17 protein-coding genes are annotated in these 18,876 nt (G+C 73.7%); 4 read left to right on the forward strand and 13 right to left on the reverse strand.

Annotation, left to right across the window (positions count from 1 at the left end):
- Nucleotides 1-45: 45 nt before the first annotated feature.
- The 6 genes from IF43_RS0122315 to IF43_RS0122340 form a co-directional block, all read right to left on the reverse strand.
- A complete protein-coding gene (locus IF43_RS0122315) occupies nucleotides 46-681 on the reverse strand; it encodes an MBL fold metallo-hydrolase (RefSeq protein ID WP_030203488.1) in 636 nt (211 codons plus the stop codon).
- 61 nt (nucleotides 682-742) lie between these two features.
- Nucleotides 743-1,321 carry a hypothetical protein gene (locus IF43_RS0122320; protein WP_030203490.1) on the reverse strand — a complete coding sequence of 193 codons (579 nt, stop codon included), beginning with the start codon at nucleotides 1,319-1,321 and terminating at the stop codon, nucleotides 743-745.
- 5 nt (nucleotides 1,322-1,326) lie between these two features.
- Nucleotides 1,327-2,499 (reverse strand): ROK family glucokinase, encoded by a 1,173-nt coding sequence (locus tag IF43_RS0122325; RefSeq protein ID WP_030203492.1) that lies wholly within the window; start codon nucleotides 2,497-2,499, stop codon nucleotides 1,327-1,329.
- Between the two features lie 16 nt (nucleotides 2,500-2,515).
- Nucleotides 2,516-3,388, reverse strand: coding sequence for an ATP-binding cassette domain-containing protein (locus tag IF43_RS0122330; RefSeq protein WP_037889504.1), 873 nt, complete (start codon nucleotides 3,386-3,388; stop codon nucleotides 2,516-2,518).
- Nucleotides 3,385-4,422 carry an ABC transporter permease gene (locus IF43_RS0122335; RefSeq protein ID WP_030203496.1) on the reverse strand — a complete coding sequence of 346 codons (1,038 nt, stop codon included), beginning with the start codon at nucleotides 4,420-4,422 and terminating at the stop codon, nucleotides 3,385-3,387. Before IF43_RS0122335 ends, IF43_RS0122330 begins: the two co-directional genes overlap by 4 nt.
- Complete coding sequence (locus IF43_RS0122340; RefSeq protein WP_051795831.1) at nucleotides 4,419-5,426, reverse strand: sugar ABC transporter substrate-binding protein; 1,008 nt, start codon at nucleotides 5,424-5,426, stop codon at nucleotides 4,419-4,421. The genes IF43_RS0122335 and IF43_RS0122340 overlap by 4 nt, the downstream gene beginning before the upstream one ends.
- 223 nt (nucleotides 5,427-5,649) lie before the next feature.
- On the opposite strand from IF43_RS0122340, the gene IF43_RS0122345 reads away from it, so the two are divergent.
- On the forward strand, nucleotides 5,650-6,672 hold the full coding sequence (locus tag IF43_RS0122345) for a Gfo/Idh/MocA family oxidoreductase (protein WP_030203501.1): 1,023 nt from the start codon (nucleotides 5,650-5,652) through the stop codon (nucleotides 6,670-6,672).
- A gap of 97 nt (nucleotides 6,673-6,769) precedes the next feature.
- Here the strand turns inward: IF43_RS0122345 and IF43_RS0122350 are convergent, their stop codons facing one another.
- The 4 genes from IF43_RS0122350 to allB form a co-directional block, all read right to left on the reverse strand.
- The gene (locus IF43_RS0122350; protein ID WP_030203503.1) at nucleotides 6,770-7,957 is read right to left on the reverse strand and encodes a cytochrome P450; all 1,188 of its coding nucleotides are present in this window, start codon (nucleotides 7,955-7,957) and stop codon (nucleotides 6,770-6,772) included.
- A 140-nt stretch (nucleotides 7,958-8,097) separates the two neighbouring features.
- Nucleotides 8,098-9,039 (reverse strand): DMT family transporter, encoded by a 942-nt coding sequence (locus IF43_RS0122355; RefSeq protein WP_030203505.1) that lies wholly within the window; start codon nucleotides 9,037-9,039, stop codon nucleotides 8,098-8,100.
- A gap of 549 nt (nucleotides 9,040-9,588) precedes the next feature.
- Entirely contained in the window at nucleotides 9,589-10,707 is a 1,119-nt protein-coding gene (gene alc, locus IF43_RS0122360) for an allantoicase (protein ID WP_030203507.1), read from the reverse strand.
- Between the two features lie 2 nt (nucleotides 10,708-10,709).
- Nucleotides 10,710-12,053: an allantoinase AllB gene (gene allB / locus IF43_RS0122365; RefSeq protein ID WP_030203509.1), complete on the reverse strand. Its 1,344-nt coding sequence runs from the start codon at nucleotides 12,051-12,053 to the stop codon at nucleotides 10,710-10,712.
- A gap of 339 nt (nucleotides 12,054-12,392) precedes the next feature.
- Between allB and IF43_RS0122370 the strand changes: the two genes are divergently transcribed.
- Complete coding sequence (locus IF43_RS0122370) at nucleotides 12,393-13,196, forward strand: IclR family transcriptional regulator (protein ID WP_030203511.1); 804 nt, start codon at nucleotides 12,393-12,395, stop codon at nucleotides 13,194-13,196.
- Between the two features lie 72 nt (nucleotides 13,197-13,268).
- On the opposite strand, the gene IF43_RS0122375 is transcribed toward IF43_RS0122370, so the two are convergent.
- Both IF43_RS0122375 and IF43_RS0122380 read right to left on the reverse strand, forming a co-directional pair.
- Nucleotides 13,269-13,958: an ABC transporter ATP-binding protein gene (locus IF43_RS0122375; protein ID WP_030203513.1), complete on the reverse strand. Its 690-nt coding sequence runs from the start codon at nucleotides 13,956-13,958 to the stop codon at nucleotides 13,269-13,271.
- Complete coding sequence (locus IF43_RS0122380) at nucleotides 13,955-15,049, reverse strand: ABC transporter permease (RefSeq protein WP_030203516.1); 1,095 nt, start codon at nucleotides 15,047-15,049, stop codon at nucleotides 13,955-13,957. Before IF43_RS0122380 ends, IF43_RS0122375 begins: the two co-directional genes overlap by 4 nt.
- A 134-nt stretch (nucleotides 15,050-15,183) precedes the next feature.
- Between IF43_RS0122380 and IF43_RS0122385 the strand changes: the two genes are divergently transcribed.
- Both IF43_RS0122385 and IF43_RS0122390 read left to right on the forward strand, forming a co-directional pair.
- Entirely contained in the window at nucleotides 15,184-16,395 is a 1,212-nt protein-coding gene (locus tag IF43_RS0122385; protein WP_078910360.1) for a sensor histidine kinase, read from the forward strand.
- Complete coding sequence (locus IF43_RS0122390) at nucleotides 16,392-17,015, forward strand: response regulator transcription factor (protein WP_030203521.1); 624 nt, start codon at nucleotides 16,392-16,394, stop codon at nucleotides 17,013-17,015. Before IF43_RS0122385 ends, IF43_RS0122390 begins: the two co-directional genes overlap by 4 nt.
- A gap of 3 nt (nucleotides 17,016-17,018) precedes the next feature.
- Here the strand turns inward: IF43_RS0122390 and IF43_RS0122395 are convergent, their stop codons facing one another.
- Nucleotides 17,019-18,488, reverse strand: coding sequence for a PLP-dependent aminotransferase family protein (locus IF43_RS0122395; RefSeq protein ID WP_030203527.1), 1,470 nt, complete (start codon nucleotides 18,486-18,488; stop codon nucleotides 17,019-17,021).
- Between the last annotated feature and the right edge of the window lie 388 nt (nucleotides 18,489-18,876).

The following is an 18,876-nucleotide window of genomic DNA, read 5'->3' on the forward strand; positions in this document are numbered from 1 at the left end:
GTCACCCGGACGGCCACGGGAGCGTCACGGCCCGTGGCCCCGGGTTCACAGGTCCGTGGCGTCGCCGGGGGCGAGCCGGCTGTGCTCGGCGCCGCCGCCGAGCGAGGAGATCGCGCCGTCGTAGATCGGCCGGGCCAGGTCGGCGAGGTAGGCGTCGTGGATGTCGACGGCCCGGGCCGGGGCCACCTCGCGCACGTAGTCGATCACCTCGGAGATCTTGTTCCAGGGCGCGTGCACCGGCAGCATCAGCGTCTCGACGGGCTGCCCGGGTACGGTCAGCGCGTCGCCGGGGTGGAAGAGCGAACCCTCCACGAGGAACCCGACGTTGGTGATCCGCGGCAGGTCCGGGTGGATCACCGCGTGCAGCTCGCCGTGCACCTGCACCGCGAAGCCCGCCGCGCTGAAGGTGTCGCCGTCGCCGACGGTGTGCACCCGCCCCGGGAAGGCGCCCGCCATCCGGTCGGCCACGGCGCGCAGGGTCCACAGCTCGGCGGCGGGGTTCGCCTCCAGTGCGGCGCGCAGCCGGCCCTCCTCGAAGTGGTCGGGGTGCTCGTGGGTGACGAGCAGGACGTCGGCGCCCAGGCCGGCGTCCGGTTCGCTGAAGGCGCCCGGGTCGATGACGAGCGTCCGCCCGTCCTTCTCCAGCCGGACGCAGGAGTGCCGCATCTTGGTGAGCTTCATGGGCCCATCTTGGCCCAGGTCCGCCCCTCGTGGCCCGGGCTCCCCGGCGGACGCACCGGCCTCAGGGCGTGGCGGTGGAGACGACGAAGACGTGCGGGGTCTCCGGCTTGGTGAGGTCGACGGTGATGTCCTGCGTGGGGAGCGGGTCGCGCTGCTCGTGGGTGGTGCCGTACCACTTCCGGTCCGGGCCGAAGCGCCACCCGGCCACGCCCGCGTCCCGGTCGCCGACGCTGACGCCGGGCTTGAGGGCCGCCCGACTGGTGCCGACCGTCTTCAAGAAGGCGTCGAGGTCCGCCGCGGTCGCGCTGAACTGCACGTACAGACGGCTGGTGTGCCAGTTGTTCGTCTCGTAGAAGCCCACGCTCCAGGCCTTGTCCGGGATCGGCACCTCGTAGATGCTGCGCTGGACCTTGGAGGGCCAGCCGGACCGGACCTGGGTGGCCGCCGCCTTGGACGCCTTGTCGCGGCCGCTGTCGCGGCTCTGCCTGGCGGAGATCGCCAGGTAGCCGGCGGGGACGCCGACCAGCAGCAGGATGATGATCGCGGTCACCCAGCGGCGCCGGATCACGTGGCGCCGGTCCTCGGCGGGCCGGCCGTCCCCGTCCGGGGACGGCGCCTGGCGGGGCAGGGTGGGGGTCACGGGGTTCAATTCTCTTCCTCCGGGGCGGGCGCGGCGGTGCCGCGCCCGGTCCACAGCCGGCCGGCCTGGGCGTAGCGCTCGTAGCGCTCGACGCGGCGGCGGTTGGCGCGCCGGAACCTCCGGGCCACCAGCCGTGCCAGGTCGGCTGCGCCGACCATGCCGGCCTCCGGGCCGAGCTGGGCCTTGGCGATGCGGGCCTCGGGACGGTACCCGCGGCCGGTCAGGTGGCGGCGGAACGCGTCCCGGGCGGGCCCGATGAGCAGGTCGTCGGCGGCGCTGACGCCGCCGCCGATGACGAAGCAGGACGGGTCGAGGGCGGCCGCCAGGTTGGCCAGGCCCACGCCGAGCCACTGGCCGATGTCCTGGAGGAGCTCGACGCACATCGCGTCGCCCTCACGGGCCAGCTCGGTGATGAGCGGCCCGGTGATGTCCGGGACGCTGCCCTTGACCCGTTCGATGATGTTGTACGCCACCGGGGAGTCGGCGGCGGCCAGCTCGCGGGCCTCGCGGACCAGCGCGTTGCCGGAGCTGTACTGCTCCCAGCAGCCGCGGTTGCCGCACGGGCAGCGGTGCCCGCCGGGCACCACCTGCATGTGGCCGAACTCGCCGGCCACGCCGAACTTGCCCCGCTTGACCTGGCCGTCCTCCAGGATCGCCCCGCCGATGCCGGTGCCCAGGGTGATCATCACGAGGTGGTCCTCGCCGCGGCCGGCGCCGAAGCGCCACTCCGCCCAGGCGGCCGTGTTGGCATCGTTGTCCACCATCACGGGGACCGCGAGCCGCGACTGCAGGGCGTCCCGCAGCGGCTCGTCGCGCCAGGCCAGGTGGGGGGCGAAGAGGACCCGCGAGCGGTGGGCGTCGACCCAGCCGGCCGCACCGATGCCCACCGCGTGCACGTCGTGCCGGTCGGAGAGGTCCAGCACCAGTTCGACGATGGTGTCCTCGACGACCTTGGGGCTCTTGGACTTGTCGGGCGTCTCGGTGCGCAGCCGCTCCAGGATGTTGCCGTCGGCGTCGACGACCCCGGCCATGACCTTGGTGCCGCCGATGTCGATGCCGACGGTGGGGACGCGCGGGGCGGTCAGGTGGGAGCGTCGCTCGCGGGTCGCCACGGTCCGCAGGACGGTGCCCCGCGACCCTCCGCGGTGGGAGCGCGTGAAGTCCCGGTACGTGCTCATCGAGTGGTGGTGTCCCTCAGTGGTCGTCGGGGGCGGGCTCGGGGGCCGCGGTGGCTCCTGTGCCCGATTCTGCCACCCGTGACAGTTCGTGGCTCAGTTCCTCCAGCTCGGATCCGCCCGCCATCTGGCGGGTCAGCTCGTCGAGCGTGATCGAGTCACGGGTGTGGGAGCCCGCCATGGCGCCGCGTTTGAGCAGCACGAACCGGTCTCCGACCAGGTGGGCGTGGTGCGGGTTGTGCGTGATGAGGACCACTCCCAGGCCGGCGTCGCGGGCGGCGGCGACGTACTTGAGCACGACTCCGGACTGCTTGACGCCCAGCGCCGCGGTCGGCTCGTCCAGGACCAGCACCCGGGCGCCGAAGTACACGGCGCGGGCGATGGCCACGCACTGCCGCTCGCCGCCGGAGAGGGTGCCGATGGGCTGGTCGACGTCGCGCAGGTCGATGCCCATGCGCAGGAGCTCCGTACGGGTGGTCGCGCGCATCCGGGCCACGTCGAGGCGGCGCAGCGGGCCGCGGCCCTTCGTCGGCTCGGAGCCGAGGAAGAAGTTGCGCCAGACCGGCATCAGCGGGACCACGGCCAGGTCCTGGTAGACGGTGGCGATTCCGAGGTCGAGGGCGGCGCGCGGGTTGGCCAGCCGCAGCTCCTCGCCGGCGACGCGGAAGGTGCCGGCGTCGTGCTGGTGAAGGCCCGCGATGATCTTGATGAGGGTGGACTTGCCCGCTCCGTTGTCGCCCAGGACGCAGGTGATCTCCCCGGCCGAGACCTGGAGGGAGACGCCTTCGAGGGCGCGGATGTTGCCGTAGTGCTTGCTGACGCCGTCCAGCTCGACGAGCGGCGCGCCGGCGGGGTCCGTACGGCCCGCCGGTGCCGTGGTGGCCGCGGTCACTTGGTCGCCTCCGCTCGCTTGCGCACCCAGAAGTTGAGCAGCGTGGCCAGCAGCAGCATCGCGCCCAGGAAGAACTTGAACCAGTCCGGGTTCCACTGGGCGTACACGATGCCGTTGATGGTCATGCCGAAGATGAAGGCGCCCACGGCGGAGCCGATGGCCGAGCCGTAGCCGCCGGTCATCAGGCAGCCGCCGATGACGGCCGCGATGATGTACAGGAACTCGTTGCCGACGCCCTCGCCCGACTGCACGACGTCGAACGAGAAGAGGATGTGCTGGCCGGAGATCCAGGCGCAGAGGGCGACGCCCATGTAGAGCCCGATGCGGGTCTTGACCACCGGCACGCCCACGGCCCGGGCCGCGTCGGCCGCGCCGCCGACCGCGAAGATCCAGTTGCCGGCCCGGGTGCGCAGCAGGATCCAGGTGGCCAGGGCCACCAGGGCGATCCACCACAGGATCGTGACCTTGAGCGTGACCGAGCCGATGTCCCACTGCGAGGCGAAGACCGCCTTGGCGGAGGGGAACCCCTCCATGTCCCCGATGGCCTTGGTGGAGACCGTGCCGCTGATCAGCTTGGTGAAGCCGAGGTTCAGGCCGGTCAGCATCAGGAACGTGCCGAGCGTGATGATGAAGCTGGGCAGTCCGGTCCGGGTCAGCATGATGCCGTTGAAGAACCCGATGGCCAGCGTGACCAGCAGCGACACCCCGACGCCGACCCACACGTTGGCCGTCATCTGGTAGCTGAACATCGAGCTGACCAGCGCGGACGTGGTGACCATGACGCCGGCCGACAGGTCGAACTCGCCGCCGATCATCAGCAGCGCCACGGGCACCGCCATGATCCCGATGGTGGACGCGGAGTACAGGATCGTCGACAGGCTCGCGGCCTGCAGGAAGCTGGGGGCCGCGAACGAGAAGAAGACGAACACGGCGGCCGCGCCGACCACCGCGCCGAGCTCGGGCCGGGCGAGCAGCCGGCGGACCAGCGGCACGTGGGTCAGGCGCTCGTCCGCCGCGGGCGCGGCGGCGCTCATCGCGTGCCCCGCTTGATGTAGGACTCCAGCTCGGCGGCCTGGTCCTTGGTGACGATCTGCGGGCCGGTGAGCACCGGCTTCCCGCCGCCGAGCACGTCGGCGTTGTAGCGGTACAGCCAGAGCAGGTCGACGGCCTCGTAGCCCTGCAGGTAGGGCTGCTGGTCGACGGCGAAGCCGAGGCTGCCGTCCTTGAGGCCCGCGGCCACGGAGGCGTTCAGGTCGAAGGTGTCGACCTCGGCCTTGCTGCCGGCCGTCTGCTTGGCCTTGACCGCCGTGGGGGCGAAGGGCGCGCCGAGGGTGACGACCGCGTCCACCGACGGGTCGGCCTGCAGCTTCGCCTGGACGGCGGCCTGGACCGAGGGCATGTTGGTGCCCTCGACGTAGAGGTTCTCCAGCGTGCCGTCGAAGGTCTTCTTCGCCCCGGCGCAGCGCTGCTCGTGGCCCACGTTGCCCTGCTCGTGCAGGACGCACACGGCCTTCTTGCGGCCGCGGCGGTTCAGCTCGGTGCCCACCGCCTCGCCGGCGACGGTCTCGTCCTGGCCGATGTGGGTGAGGGCGCCGTACGCGGCGGACTGCTCGGAGCCGGAGTTCACGGTGACGACGGGGATGCCCGCCTTGACGGCCTTGGCGACGACGTCCTTGAGCGCCTCGGGCTTGGCCAGCGAGACGATCAGGCCGTCCACCTTCTGGTCGATGGCGTTCTGGACGAACTGCGCCTGCTGCTGCGCCTGGTCGTCGTGGGAGTAGAGGAAGTTGATGTTGTCCTTGCGGGCCGCTTCCTTGGCGCCGTTCTGGACGATGTCCCAGAACGTGTCGCCGTCCCCCGCGTGGGTGACCATCGCGAAGGTCCAGCGCGGCGTGGAGACCGCCGGCCGGCCCTGCTCGGCGGCCGCGCGCGCCCGTTCCTCGGCCCGCTTGCCACCCGTGGCGCTGCATCCCGCGACGCCCAGCGCCGCCGCGAGCACCAGGCCCACCACCCGGGCCCCTGTCCGAATCCTGGCCACGTCGCCGCGCCCTTCCCTTCGCCTCGTCGGTGCCGCCGTCACCGGCCGCAACTGGTCCACACTCCCGGAAACCGGTCAAACCGGCGCCCAGCCGCCCAAGTATCCGCCACGGGGTCACCCGGAGTGGTCATCGGGGTCCACCACAGCGACGACCGGAGCGGCCGGCACGAAGAGCGGCGGGACAATCATTGACAGCCGGACCCGCCCGGGCCACGTTGATTCCATGCGCATCGGGCTGATCGGTACGGGCCGGATCGGGTCCTTCCACGCGGCCGTGCTCAGCCGGCACCGCGACGCGGGGTCCCTGGTCCTGGCGGACGCCGAGCCGGCGCGGGCCGCCGCGCTCGCCGACCGGCTGGGCGCCACCGCGGCGCCCGACGTCGACGCCGTCTTCGCCTGGGGTGTGGACGCGGTCGTCATCGCCTCCCCCACGGCCGCCCACCCGGAGCTGATCACCCGGGCGGTGCGCCAGGGCCTGCCGGTGTTCTGCGAGAAGCCGATCGCCCCCGACCTGGCGGCCACCCTGGCCACCCTGGCGGAGGTCGACGCCGCCGGCACGGTGCTCCAGGTCGGGTTCATGCGCCGGTTCGACGCGGGCTACCGCACCGCCCGGGAGCTGGTGCGCTCCGGGGCGCTGGGCCGGCTGCACACCGTGCGGACCATGACGGCCGACCCCGCTCCGCCGCCCGCCGGCTACCTGGAGACGTCGGGGGGCCTGTACCGGGACTGCCTGGTGCACGACTTCGACATGGTGCGATGGGTGACCGGGCGTGAGGTCACGGAGGTGTACGCCACCGGGTCGGACGCCGCCGGGCCCGCGTTCCGGGCGGCGCGGGACGTCGACACGGCGGCGGCCGTCCTGACGCTGGACGACGGCACGCTGGTGACGGCCACCGGCACCCGGTGCAACGGCGCGGGGTACGACGTGCGCATGGAGCTCGCCGGGGAGCTGGACCAGGTCTCCGCGGGCCTGGACGACCGTACGCCGATCGCGTCGACGGAACCGCTCGGCCCGCCGCCGGCGCGCAAGCCGTGGACGGGCTTCCTGGAGCGGTTCGCCCCCGCGTACGAGGCCGAGCTGGACGCGTTCGTGCGACTGGTGCGCGGTGAGGCACCCAACCCGTGCGACGGGCGCGAGGGGCTGGCGGCCCTGCGGATCGCCGAGGCCTGCGAGTTGTCCCGGCGCGAGCGGCGTCCGGTGTCGCTGCCGGAGATCCCGGCCGCCCTGCCGTCCGCGGCCGCCTGAGCCGGCACCGGCCGGGCCCCCGGGGCAGCCGCCCGCGGGGCAACCGCCCGCGTGACGGCTGCGGCGGGGTGACCCGGCTGCGTCGACCACGGCCCGGCTACCAGCGCACCGGGAGCCGCTTCACGCCGCGGATCAGGGAGGCCGTGATCCACTCGTACGGGGCGCCGTCCGAGGCCTGCGCGAGGTCCGGGAAGCGCTCCAGCAGGGCACGCACGGCGATGCGCGCCTCCATGCGGGCCAGCGGCGCGCCGATGCAGAAGTGGATGCCGTGGCCGAAGGCCAGGTGACCTTGGGGAGCCCGCCGGATGTCGAAGGAGGTGGGCTCCGGGTAGCGCTCCGGGTCGTGGCTGCTGCCGGCCAGCGACACCAGCACCGGGTCGCCCTTGGCGATGGTCACGCCGCCGAGCTCCACGTCCTCGTGGGCGAAGCGGAAGGTGGCGTTCTCCACCGGCCCGTCGTAGCGGAGCATCTCCTCGACGGCGCCGTCGAGGAGGCCGTCGAAGTCGGCGCGCAGGGCCGCGAGCTGGTCGGGGTGCGCGAGCAGGGCGCGCACCCCGTTGCCGATCAGGTTGACGGTGGTCTCGTGGCCGGCGACCAGCAGCAGGAAGGCCATGCCGATCAGCTCCTCCGGCCCGAGCCGGTCGCCGTCCTCGTCCGTGGTCCGGATCAGGGCGCTGAGCAGGTCGTCGCCGCCGGCGGCGCGCTTGCGCTCGATCAGTCCGGCCATGTAGACGGCCATGTCCTGGTTGGCCTTGAGCTCGGCCTCCGGGCTGCTCGGGGCCAACAGCTCGTTGGACATGATCCGGAACGGCTCGCGGTCCAGGTCCGGCACGCCCAGCAGCTCGCAGATGACGGTCATGGGCAGCGGGAAGGCGAACGCGTCGACGAGGTCCGCCCGCCGCTCCGGCTGCGCCGCCATGGCGTCGAGCAGCTCGTCGGTGACCTGCTGCACGCGGGGGCGCAGGGCCTCGATGCGGCGGGAGGTGAACTCACGGGCCACCAGGCGGCGCAGCCGCGTGTGGTCCGGCGGGTCCATCTCCAGCATGTTCTGGTTGACCTCGCTGGCGGTGATGTCGACGTACCGCTCGTGGACGCGCCAGTTCTTGCCGAGCGCCGGGTGGGCGAGGGCCTGGCGGGCCTCCTCGTACCCGACGACCAGCCAGATCTCCTCGCCGTGCGCGTCCCTCACCCGGTGCACCGGGCCGGCCTCGCGCATCTGCTTGTAGTACTCGTAGGGGTACGCGTTGAAGTCCTCCGCGTACCCGGTGATGTCCAGCACAGGCATGGCGTCTCCCCCGTTTGACTACCAGTCAGAGTACGGCCACCGCTCGTACACAGGGACGAATTCCGGACAGCCTTGATAGCGGGGCATGAGGACGTTCGGGCCGCTGGGGGCCCCCGCCCCGACCGGCGAACCGGTTTGTTTCAGGCCGCGGCGCCGGGTGCCGTCCGACGCCCCCAGCCGGTTCCCGCGAGGACGAGCACCGCCCCCACCAGGCCCCACGCGCCCAGGTGTTCGCCGCCCAGGGCGGTACCGGCGAGCGCGGCCCACAGCGGTTCGGTACCGAGCAGCAGGCTGACCCGGGAGGGGGAGGTGCGCCGGATCGCCCACATCTGCACGAAGAACGCGAACAGCGTGCAGAACACGGCGAGGAACGCCAGCCCCGCCCACTGCCCGGGCCCGAGGTCCGCGGCGGCGGCCCAGGGGGTGGCGCCCGTCCCCGGTGCGGCGCAGAGCAGGACGAAGACCAGCGTGGCCGCGCCCAGTTGGACGGTGGTCAGGGACAGCGCGTCGGCGTCCTCGAGCGCGGAGAGCCGGCCGGCGAGCAGGACGTGCACCGTCCGGGCGAGCGCGGCGCCGAGGATCAGGAGGTCGCCGGTCGAAGGCGCGGTGAACCCGGCGCCCTGGGTCAGCAGCACCACGCCCGCCACCGAGAGCCCGGCGGCGGCGAGGAACCCGCCCGACGGCCGGCGGCGGCGCACGGCGGCCTCGGCGAGCGGCGTGAAGATCATGGTCAGGCTGATGATCAACCCGGCGTTGGTGGCGGAGGTGTGCACGACGCCGTACGTCTCCAGCAGGAAGATCCCGCCCAGGACGAGCCCCAGCAGGCCCGCTGCCCGCACCTGCGCGGACCGCAGCGCGCGCAGCCCGCGGTACCCGACGGCCACGAGCACGGGCAGCGCCGTCGCGAACCGGAGGACGAGGACCGCGACCACGGTGTGCGCGGTGGTGACGCCCTTGGCGGCGAGGTAACTGGCGCCCCAGACCACGGCCACCAGGAGCAGGGGGAGGTCGGCGAGCCAGGCGTGCCGGTGTCCGGGACGCCTGGCGGCGAGGGTGGGGGCGGATGCGGATGCGGTCGTCACGGCCGGTCTCCATCGGTGCGGTGGTCGTGGAGACGGCGGCGGCTCGCACGCGGGAGCGATCACGCTAGCGCGGGCGGGGGTGGGGCGACAGGGGATTCTGGGGCGGGGCCTTCGGGCGGGGTCGGGGTGGGCTCGCTTCGTGGGCCGCTCCGTGGTGTGTGGGTCCCCTCGCCTCTTGACCCGTCATGGCCTGCAGGCCTCCCCCAGCTACCGCTGGGAGGTGCCCCCAGCGGCAGGCCCACCCCTGGCCTCCGGACCAGCCTGCCATGACGCCTCAAGAGGCTCCCCCACACACCAGGGAGCGGCACTCCCGTGAGAGGGAAGCCCGGACCTGCCCCGGGCACGCCGAAGCGGGGCGTACCGGAGCTGTCGGGTTCCGGTGCGCCCCGCGGCGGGTCCCGGCTCCGTACCGGTGCTGTCGGCCGGTACGGGCCGGGGCCTCCCCGCGCGTCGGCGGGACGCTCGGGGAGGGCGCCTCCCCCGCGTCGGCGGGACGCCGGGGAGGCATACGGGCGGGTGTCGCTCCGCCCGGGTCTCACGGTCGCGGTGTCAGCCGCCGAGCTCCTGGTGGCGGGCCGTGAGGGCGGCGGAGCCGGCCTCGGTCAGCGAGCCGTACAGGCGCAGGCGGGAGAAGCCGCCGTCCGGGAAGATGTCGATCCGGACGTGGGTGCCGACCGCCGGGGCGTCCAGCACGAAGCGGTGGTTGGTGTCGGGCTGCAGGCGGGTGCGGGGCAGGAACTCGGTCCACTCGCCCTCCTCGCCGGTCTTGACGGACAGCGAGGCCCAGCCGGCGGAGTTGCCCTTGAGGTAGGCCGTGTCGATCTCGACGGCGCGGATCTCCGACTCGGCGACGAGCTGGTAGCGGATCCAGTCGTTGCCGTTGTCGCGGCGGCGGGCGGTCTCCCAGCCGTCGTCCATCTTGCGGGAGCGGCCCGGGTTGATGGTGTTGGTCGGCGGGGAGTAGAAGCGGTTCGACGCGTCCTGCACCGAGCCGCCGTTCTCCAGCGCCACGACGTCGAACGAGCCCAGCGTGGCGAGCCACTTGGGGTCCGGCACGACCTCGCCGTACACCCGCAGGCGGGCGATGCCGCCGTCCGGGTGCTGGTTGACGCGCAGGTGCGTGAAGCGCTGCTCGGCGGTCACCTCGAAGCCGTTGGCGGCGTGGCCGCCGACCGGGGTGCGCGGGACGAGCACGGTCCACTTGACGTCGTCGCCGAGGAGCTCCTCGGGGGTGGGGGCGAGGTCGCCCTCCCAGTTGGTGCCCTCGACGGAGACGGCCTGCGGCATGTTGCCGCGGAAGTGGGCGGTGTCGACGACGATGCCGCGGATCACGCCGGGGGCGCCCAGGCGTACCAGCGCCCAGTCGTGGTCCTCGGCGGTGGGCCAGGGCTGCTCGGCGGAGACGCCCCGGCGGCGGCGGGTCTCCCAGCCGTCCATGATCTTGCCCTTGTGGCCGAAGTGCTCGGGGTCGAACTCGCCGGGCTCGGGGACCAGCAGGTTCTCGCGCTGGGCGAAGAACTCGTCGTTGGCGGCGATCACGCCGGCGCCGAGGTTGCGGTCGGCGAGGTTCGCGTACTGGGTGAACGGGAACTCGGCCGTGCGGTAGTCGGCGTACGGGTCACCGCCCCCGTACGGGCTGGCGTTGCCGGTGAAGGAAGGGATCGCCACGGTCAGTTCTGCCTTTCGAGGAGGAGGCCGGTGGGCTCGTGCGGGGTGCCGTGGTCGGCGATCTGCACACCCCGCAGCCAGGTGGACCTCACGACGCCGTGCAGGGTCTTGCCCGCGTACGCCGTGACCTGGTTGCGGTGGTGGAGCTCGGCCGGGTCCACAGTGAACGTTTCTTCAGGTGCCAGGACCGCGAAGTCGGCGTCGCGGCCGGCCTCGATGGCGCCCTTCTGGGCGAGACCGGCCAGTCGGGCCGGGGCCTCGGACATCCAGCGGACGACGTCCTCCAGGGTGCGGCCGCGGCGGCGCGCCTCGGTCCAGACGGCCGGCAGGCCCAGCTGGAGGGAGGAGATGCCGCCCCAGGCGGTGGAGAAGTCGGCGGTCTTGAGGTCCGCGGTGGAGGGCGAGTGGTCGGAGACGATGCAGTCGATCGTGCCGTCGGCGAGCGCGTCCCACAGGAGGTCCTGGTTGGCGGACTCGCGGATGGGCGGGCAGCACTTGAACTCGCTCGCGCCGTCCGGCACCTCCTCGGCCGTCAGGGTGAGGTAGTGCGGGCAGGACTCGACGGTGATCCGCACGCCCTCGGCGCGGGCGGCGGCGATCAGCGGCAGCGCGTCGCTGGAGGACAGGTGCAGGACGTGCACGCGGGCGCCCAGGCGCTTGGCCTGCGCGATCAGGTTCCCGATCGCGGTGTTCTCGGCGTCCCGCGGGCGGGAGGCGAGGAAGTCGGCGTACTTCGGGCCGGGGACGACGGGCGCGGCGTCGAGGTGGTGCGGGTCCTCCGCGTGGACGATCATCAGGCCGCCGAAGCCGGTGATCTCGGCGAGGGAGGCGGCCAGCTGCTCCTGGTCGAGGTGCGGGAACTCGTCCACGCCCGACGGCGACAGGAAGCACTTGAAGCCGAACACGCCGGCGTCGTGCAGCGGGCGCAGGTCCTTGACGTTGTCCGGCAGGGCACCGCCCCAGAAGCCGACGTCCACGTGCGCCTTGCGGCGGGCCACTTCCTGCTTGACCCGCAGGTTGTCCACCGTCGTGGTGGGCGGCAGCGAGTTCAGCGGCATGTCGAGGATCGTCGTGATGCCGCCCGCCGCGGCGGCGCGGGTGGCGGTCCAGAAGCCCTCCCACTCCGTGCGGCCCGGGTCGTTCACGTGGACGTGGGTGTCGACCAGACCCGGCAGCAGGACGTCGTCGCCGAAGTCCTCCAGGCGCGCGCCTGCCGGTACCTCGGCCCCGTGCGGCAGGACGGCCACGATCTTCCCGGCGGCGACGGCCACCGAGGCGGCGCGCGTCCCCTCGGGGGTGATGACCCGCGTCGAGCGCAGTACCAGTTCCACTGCCACGTCAGCCACGTCAGACACCCGGAACCTCCCCATCTACTTCCACAGAGCGAAATTCAACGTTCTGTTGACGGAGTCTTCACGCCGCGCCCGGGACCCGTCAAGAGCGCCCGGAGGGACCACCGACACGGAGCCACCGCAATTGGAGCTTTCCACAGGATGGAATTAAGATTTCGCTCTACAAAACGTAGCTCCCACCATCGCGGCCCGCTCAGGGAACCGACCGAGGCCGACCACCACCCGGACAAACCGCCTCTGACCGGCGCGGACGGCGATCACCCGGCACTAGGGCCGCCGCCCGCGACCGGGGTAGGCTGCTTCCTTGCCTGCCAGCACCGAAAGGACCGCGCCGTGCCGACGTCCAGCGCCAGCACCACCGACGCCTCCTCCCGGCCCACCGCCGCGAGCGGTGGCGTCCAGTCCCTCGAGCGCGCGTTCGACCTCCTTGAGCGGATGGCCGACGCGGGGGGCGAAGTCGGCCTCAGCGAACTCTCCGCCGCCAGCGGCCTGCCCCTGCCCACCATCCACCGTCTCATGCGGACGCTGGTCGCGTGCGGGTACGTGCGCCAGCAGCCGAACCGGCGCTACGCCCTCGGCCCCCGCCTGATCCGCCTCGGCGAGTCGGCCTCGCGCCTGCTGGGCACGTGGGCGCGGCCGTACCTGACCCGGCTGGTCGAGGAGACCGGCGAGACCGCGAACATGGCCCTGCTCGACGGGGACGAGATCGTCTACGTCGCCCAGGTGCCCTCCAAGCACTCCATGCGCATGTTCACCGAGGTCGGCCGCCGCGTGCTGCCGCACTCCACGGGCGTGGGCAAGGCCCTGCTCGCCTCCACCCCGGCCGACGAGGTGCGCGCCCTGCTCGCCCGTACCGGCATGCCGGCGGCCACCGAGAAGACGATCACCACGCCCGAGGGGTTCCTGGACGCGCTGGAGCAGGTCCGCTCGCTCGGCTACGCGGTCGACGACAACGAGCAGGAGATAGGGGTCCGCTGCCTCGCGGTCTCCATCCCGAACTCCCCCACGGCCGCCGCGATCTCCATCTCCGGCCCCGCCGGCCGCGTGACCGAGGCCGTGACCGAGCGCTTCGTGCCGATCCTCCAGGGCGTCGCCGCCGAGCTGTCGGTCGCCCTCGCGAACCAGAACCCGGCCTAGGAACCGCGCGTACGCCCCGGGCCCCCGCCCTCTCTCGAAGGGGGGCGGGGGCCCGGCCGTCTCCCCGTACGGTCAGGCCGCGCCCACCGCCTGCTCCGCGAGCCGGCCGTCGGTCATGGTGACCGCGCGGTCCACCCGCTCCAGGTGCGCCCGGTCGTGGGTGACCAGCACCGTGGCCGTACCGCGCTCCCGGGTCAGCGCGGCCAGCAGGTCGAGCACGGCCGCCCCGCGCTCGTGGTCCAGCGCGCTGGTCGGCTCGTCCACCAGCAGCACCGCCGGGTCGTTCATCAGGGCGCGGGCGATGTTGACCCGCTGGCGCTGGCCGCCCGACAGCTGGTGCGGGCGGCGGCCGGCCTGCGCCGCCAGGCCCACCGCGTCCAGCAGTTCCAGCGCCTTGGCGCGGGCCTGCCGGTGCCCCCGCCCCGACACGTGCGCCATCACCTGGAGCTGCTCGGCACAGGTCAGGGAGGCGAGCAGGTTCGGCTGCTGGAAGACGATGCCGACCCGGTCGCGGCGCAGCGCGGACTTCTCCGCCGGGCTCAGCACCGTCGTGTCCGTACCGTCGACCACCACCCGGCCGCTGTCCGGCGTGACCAGCGTGGCGGCCACCGCCAGCAGGCTGGACTTGCCCGAGCCCGAGGGGCCCACCACCGCGGTGAGGGTGCCCGCCGGAACGTGCAGGCCGACCCGGTCCAGTGCGGTGAGCCGGCCGTCGCCGTCCGGGTACGTCAGCGTGACGTCGTCGAGGAGGAGAGAGGTCATCGGGCGCTCCCGAGGGCGGTCAGGGGGTCGACTGCGGTGATCCGCCGGACGGACAGGCCCGCGCCGAGGACACCGAGGACGATCATCACGGCGGCGGGGACGAGCACGGTGGGCGCGTCGAGCACGAAGGGCACGTCCGAGCCGCTGATCACCGCGCCGAGCCCGGCGGCGCACGCGGTGCCCAGCCCGGTCCCGGCGGCGAGCATCAGCACGGCCTGCCCGAGGGCGTCCTTGAGGAGGTAGGGAGTGGCCGCGCCCAGGGCCTTGAGGACGGCGATGTCGCCGCTGCGCTGGATCGTCCACACGGTGAAGAAGGCCCCTATCACCAGCGCGGAGATCGCGAACAGGAAGCCGCGCATGAGCTGCAGCGAGCCGTTCTCGGCGGTGTACGAGCCGATCGCGGTCAGCGCCCCGTCGAGCGACTCCGTCCTCGTACCGGCCGCCCGGTCACCGGCGGCGAGGTCGGCCCCGCCCGCCGCGTCGAGCGCGATCACGGTGGCCGTCGGGCCCCCGGAGCCGGCCGCCGCCGGGCTGCGCGACGTGCCGATGCGCTGCCAGTCGTCGAGCGTCACCCACGCCACCGGCGTGTGGCTGTACGCGGCCTGCCCCGCCACCGCGGCCACGGTCAGGTCCAGGCCGCCGACCCGCACCCGGTCCCCGGCCGCGGCCCCCAGCTCCTTCGCCGCCTTCTCCGCCAGCACCACCCGGCCCGCTTGCGGCGCGACGGGGGCGATCCCGGCGGCCGGGCGGACACCGAAGGCGGACACGGCGGCGGTACGGGTGCCCGCCGAGGCGTTCAGGGTGCGGATGCCCACCGGCTCCGCGGACCGGACCCCCGGCTGTCGGGCCCACCTCTCCCAGGCACCGGCCGGCACCGAGGAGCTGGTGAAGGACACCTTCTGGTCCCCGGCGGGGGCGGCGAAGGCCAGATGGGTGGCGGGCAGGCCGGTGACGGCCGAGGTGTTCTCCCGGGCCAGGCCCGAGGTCAGCCCCGACAGCAGGCCCACCAACAAGGTGATGAGCACGACGACGGCGCCCATCAGGGCGAACCTGCCCTTGGCGAACCGGAGGTCTCTCCATGCGACGAACATGACCCCCACCTTGGCCGCCGGGGGCCTCCCCGGGCATCGCGCCACGGGCGGGAACCGCGCATCGAAGGAGGCATCCGGACATCAAACTTTCGGTTGACCGAACCCCGCCCCCGGCCGCATACGCTGGTCGGGCCATGGAACCCCGCACCACCGACCGCCCCGCACACCGCACACCGCACGGCCCCGGCCGCCCCCGCACGCCCGTGCTCCGCGTGCTCCGCCTCTGCCTGGACGCACTCCTCGTCGGCCTGCTCGCCTTGGCGGCCGTCCGTGCCGACGGCCCCGCCGCGATCGTCGCCGCCGCCGTCATGGCCGCCGTGTTCGCCGCCGGCGCGCTCACCCCCGCCGTGCACCGCTCGACGCGCGCGGCCGCCCTCTGGCTGGCCGCCCTCGGCGCGTCCTGGCTGGCACTCCTGGCCGCGTCCCCCGAAGGCCTCTGGCTGGCCTTCCCCCTGTACTTCCTCCAGCTCCACCTCCTTCCCGTCCGCCGGGCGCTGCCCGCGGTCGCCGCCACGGCCGCCGCGGCCATCACCAGCTACGTGTGGCACGGCTCGGCGCTCAACCCCGGGGCGTTCATCGGCCCCCTGCTCGGCGCCGCCGTCGCCGTGGCGACCGTACTCGGCTACCAGGCCCTGTACCGCGAGAGCGAGCGGCGCCGCGAGCTCATCGAGGAGCTGATCACCACCCGCGCCGAGCTGGCCGCCGCCGAACGCGACGCCGGGACCCTGGCCGAACGCGAGCGCCTGGCGCGCGAGATCCACGACACCCTCGCCCAGGGCCTGTCCTCGATCCAGCTCCTCCTCCGCGCGGCCGAGCGCACCCTCCCCGGCGACTCCCCCGCCCTGGAGCACATCGCCGCCGCCCGCCAGGCGGCCCAGGACAACCTCGTCGAGGCCCGCCGCTTCGTCCGCGCCCTCACCCCGCCCGACCTGGAGCGCGGCTCCCTCGCGGGAGCCCTGGAGCGCCTGTGCACCACCGCGCCCGGCGCCCGCTTCTCCCTCACCGGCACCCCCGTCGAACTCCCCACCCCCTACGAGGTCGCGCTGCTGCGCATCGGCCAGTCGGCCCTCGCGAACGTCGTCCGCCACGCGGGCGCCGCCCGCACCGAGATCACCCTCACCTTCATGGACACCTCCGTCACCCTGGACGTCGTGGACGACGGCAAGGGCTTCGACCCGGCCGCAACGCCCCACCGCACCACCGACGGCGGCTTCGGCCTCCCGGCAATGCGCGCCCGGGCCGAGTCCCTGGGCGGCACGTTCACCGTCGAATCGGCCCCCGGCCAGGGCGCGGCCGTGGCCGTGACCCTCCCCCTGACTCCACCCGAATCGCGAGGCACCCGGTGATCCGACTCCTCCTGGCCGACGACCACCCGGTCGTACGGGCCGGCCTGCGCGCGGTCCTCGACACCGAACCCGACTTCACCGTGGTCGCCGAGGCCCCCACCGCCGAACGGGCCGTGGAACTCGCCGCCACCGGCGTCGACGTGGTCCTCATGGACCTCCAGTTCGGCTCCGGCATGCACGGCTCCGAGGCCACCGCCGCCATCACGGCCCGCCCGGACGCGCCCCGGGTCCTGGTCCTCACCACCTACGACACGGACGCGGACATCCTCGCGGCCGTGGAAGCCGGCGCCGCCGGCTACCTCCTCAAGGACGCCCCGCCCGAGGAGCTCGCAGCCGCCGTCCGCACGGCCGCGGCCGGCCAGTCCGCCCTGGCCCCCGCGGTCGCCCACCGCCTGATGGACCGCATGCGCACCCCCGCCGAAGCCCTCACCAAACGCGAACTCGAAGTGCTCCAGCTGGTCGCGGACGGCCTGTCCAACCAGCAGATCAGCAAACAGCTCTTCCTCAGCCAGGCCACCGTGAAGTCCCACCTGGTCCACATCTACGCCAAACTCGGCGTCGACTCCCGCACGTCCGCGGTGGCCCTGGCCCGCTCCCGCCGCCTCATCCGCACGACCTGACCCTCACGCCACCCAGTGCGGCCGGTCCACGGCCCGCGGCAGCGGCACCCCCTCGTGGAAGGCCCCGGCCAGCACCCGCACCCCCTCCTCCAACCGCTCGGCCGGCAGGGTGTACGGGATCCGCAACCGGTGCTCGAACGTCCCGGGATCCACCCCGAAGCGGGCACCCCGCCCGATGTGCACCCCGGCCGCCGCCGCCCGCTCGGTCAGCCCCGAGCTCACCGGCTCGCCGAGGTCCACCCACAGCGACAGCCCACCGACCGGCACCCGCCAGGACCACTCGGGCACGTGCCGCTCCAGCGCGGCCACCAGCGCGGCCCGCTGCTCCCGCAACCGCTCCAGCCGCACCGGCAGCGCCGCTTCGATCCCGGCCACCAACGGCACGGCCACCAGCTGGTCCAGCACCGACCCCGTCATGTCGGCGGCCACCCGCCCGGCCGCCAGCTCGGTCACGAGATTGGCCGTGGCCCGGATCCACCCCACCCGCAGCCCACCCCAGTGCGTCTTGCTCAGCGAGCCCACCGACAGCACGTGGTCGGCACCCCCGCGCGGCGCCAGCGACGCCAACGGCACCGGCGCCGGCACGTCGAGCGCGATGTCCGTCAGCGTCTCGTCCACCACCAGCCAGGTCCCCGTACGCCGGGTGGCGGCCAGCAACCGCACCCGGTCCTCCTCCGGCATCAGCGCACCGGTCGGATTGTGGAAGTCCGGCACCACGTACGCGACCTTGGGCACGGTCTGCCGCAGCGCGGACTCACCGATCTCGAGGTCCCACCCGTCCTCACCCACCGGTATGGCGGCTGTGCGCAGCCGCGCGTGCCGGATCGCGTCCAGGGCGTTGGCGTACGTCGGGTTCTCCACCATCACCCGGTCCCCGGCCCCGCACAGCAGCCCGAGCGCCAGCACCAGCGCCTGCTGCGCCCCGGCCGTGACGAGGATCTGCTCCGGCCGCGTCGGCAGCCCCCGCCGTGTGAACCGCTCGGCCACCGCCTCCCGCAGTTCGGGCAGCCCGTACGGGTGGTACCCGTGCCCCCGGGCAACCACGGCCAGCCGCGGCCCCGCCCACTCCAGCGCCCGCTCCAGCGCCCCCTCGGGCGCCCCCATGGCCGCGATCCCGAGGTCGATCCCGCCCCCCGCCCCCACGCCGGCGCCGTGCGCCCCCACGATCGGATGCCCGTCGGGCAGCTCGGTCCACGTCCCGGCCCCCCGCCGACTGCGCACGTACCCGCTCTCCCGCAAGAGGTCGTAGGCCGCGGTCACGGTGGCCCGACTGGCCCCCACCGCCTCGGCGAGCTCCCGCTCGGCGGGCAGCCGTACGTGCAGGGGGATCCGCCCGTCGAGGATCAACTCGCGCACCGCCCCCGCCAGCGTGCGGTACCCCGGACGCGCGATCACCTCGCCGGGCAGCAGCCCCGCCAACTGCCGGCTGCCCATGGACCTGTCCGCCGTCCGGACCACTCGCCCGTTCGCCATGCCAACCTCCCCTGATTGGCTCTGCCCACCAGGCCAATCCCGATCCACACTCGCCTCATTGGCCCGCCCTTGGCAAGCACGAAAGCGAGGCGACCCCGTTGCTCCACCCCTCCCCGCACCCCACGTCCCTGACGGACCGCACCGAACGCGCGTTGGCCCACTCCCACGAGTCCCGCATCTCCCTCCCCCTCCGCCTCCCCCGCCTCCCAGCCCTCCGGCTCTTCCAAGAAGCACGCAGAGATCGTGGGCGGCGCATGTCCAGCCCCCACCAACCCGCACCCGCCACCCCAACCGGAGGGGCGTAGCGATCGTGGGCGGCGTATGCCCAGCCCCCACCGGACCCGGAAGCCGCCACCTCAACCGGAGGGGCGTAGCGATCTGAGGCGGC

The sequence above is a fragment of the Streptomyces sp. NRRL S-87 genome (genome assembly GCF_000719335.1).
In the GTDB taxonomy this organism is placed as follows: Bacteria; Actinomycetota; Actinomycetes; order Streptomycetales; family Streptomycetaceae; genus Streptomyces.

Bases quoted from the DNA above. Each gene is read 5' to 3' on its own strand.
- IF43_RS0122350 (WP_030203503.1), bottom strand. From the start codon at position 7,957: ATGCCTGTGCTGGACATCACCGGGTACGCGGAGGACTTCAACGCGTAC.
- IF43_RS0122385 (WP_078910360.1), top strand. From the start codon at position 15,184: ATGGAACCCCGCACCACCGACCGCCCCGCACACCGCACACCGCACGGC.
- IF43_RS0122335 (WP_030203496.1), bottom strand. From the start codon at position 4,422: ATGAGCGCCGCCGCGCCCGCGGCGGACGAGCGCCTGACCCACGTGCCG.
- IF43_RS0122395 (WP_030203527.1), bottom strand. From the start codon at position 18,488: ATGGCGAACGGGCGAGTGGTCCGGACGGCGGACAGGTCCATGGGCAGC.
- IF43_RS0122380 (WP_030203516.1), bottom strand. From the start codon at position 15,049: ATGTTCGTCGCATGGAGAGACCTCCGGTTCGCCAAGGGCAGGTTCGCC.
- IF43_RS0122375 (WP_030203513.1), bottom strand. From the start codon at position 13,958: ATGACCTCTCTCCTCCTCGACGACGTCACGCTGACGTACCCGGACGGC.
- IF43_RS0122325 (WP_030203492.1), bottom strand. From the start codon at position 2,499: ATGAGCACGTACCGGGACTTCACGCGCTCCCACCGCGGAGGGTCGCGG.
- IF43_RS0122345 (WP_030203501.1), top strand. From the start codon at position 5,650: ATGCGCATCGGGCTGATCGGTACGGGCCGGATCGGGTCCTTCCACGCG.
- IF43_RS0122315 (WP_030203488.1), bottom strand. From the start codon at position 681: ATGAAGCTCACCAAGATGCGGCACTCCTGCGTCCGGCTGGAGAAGGAC.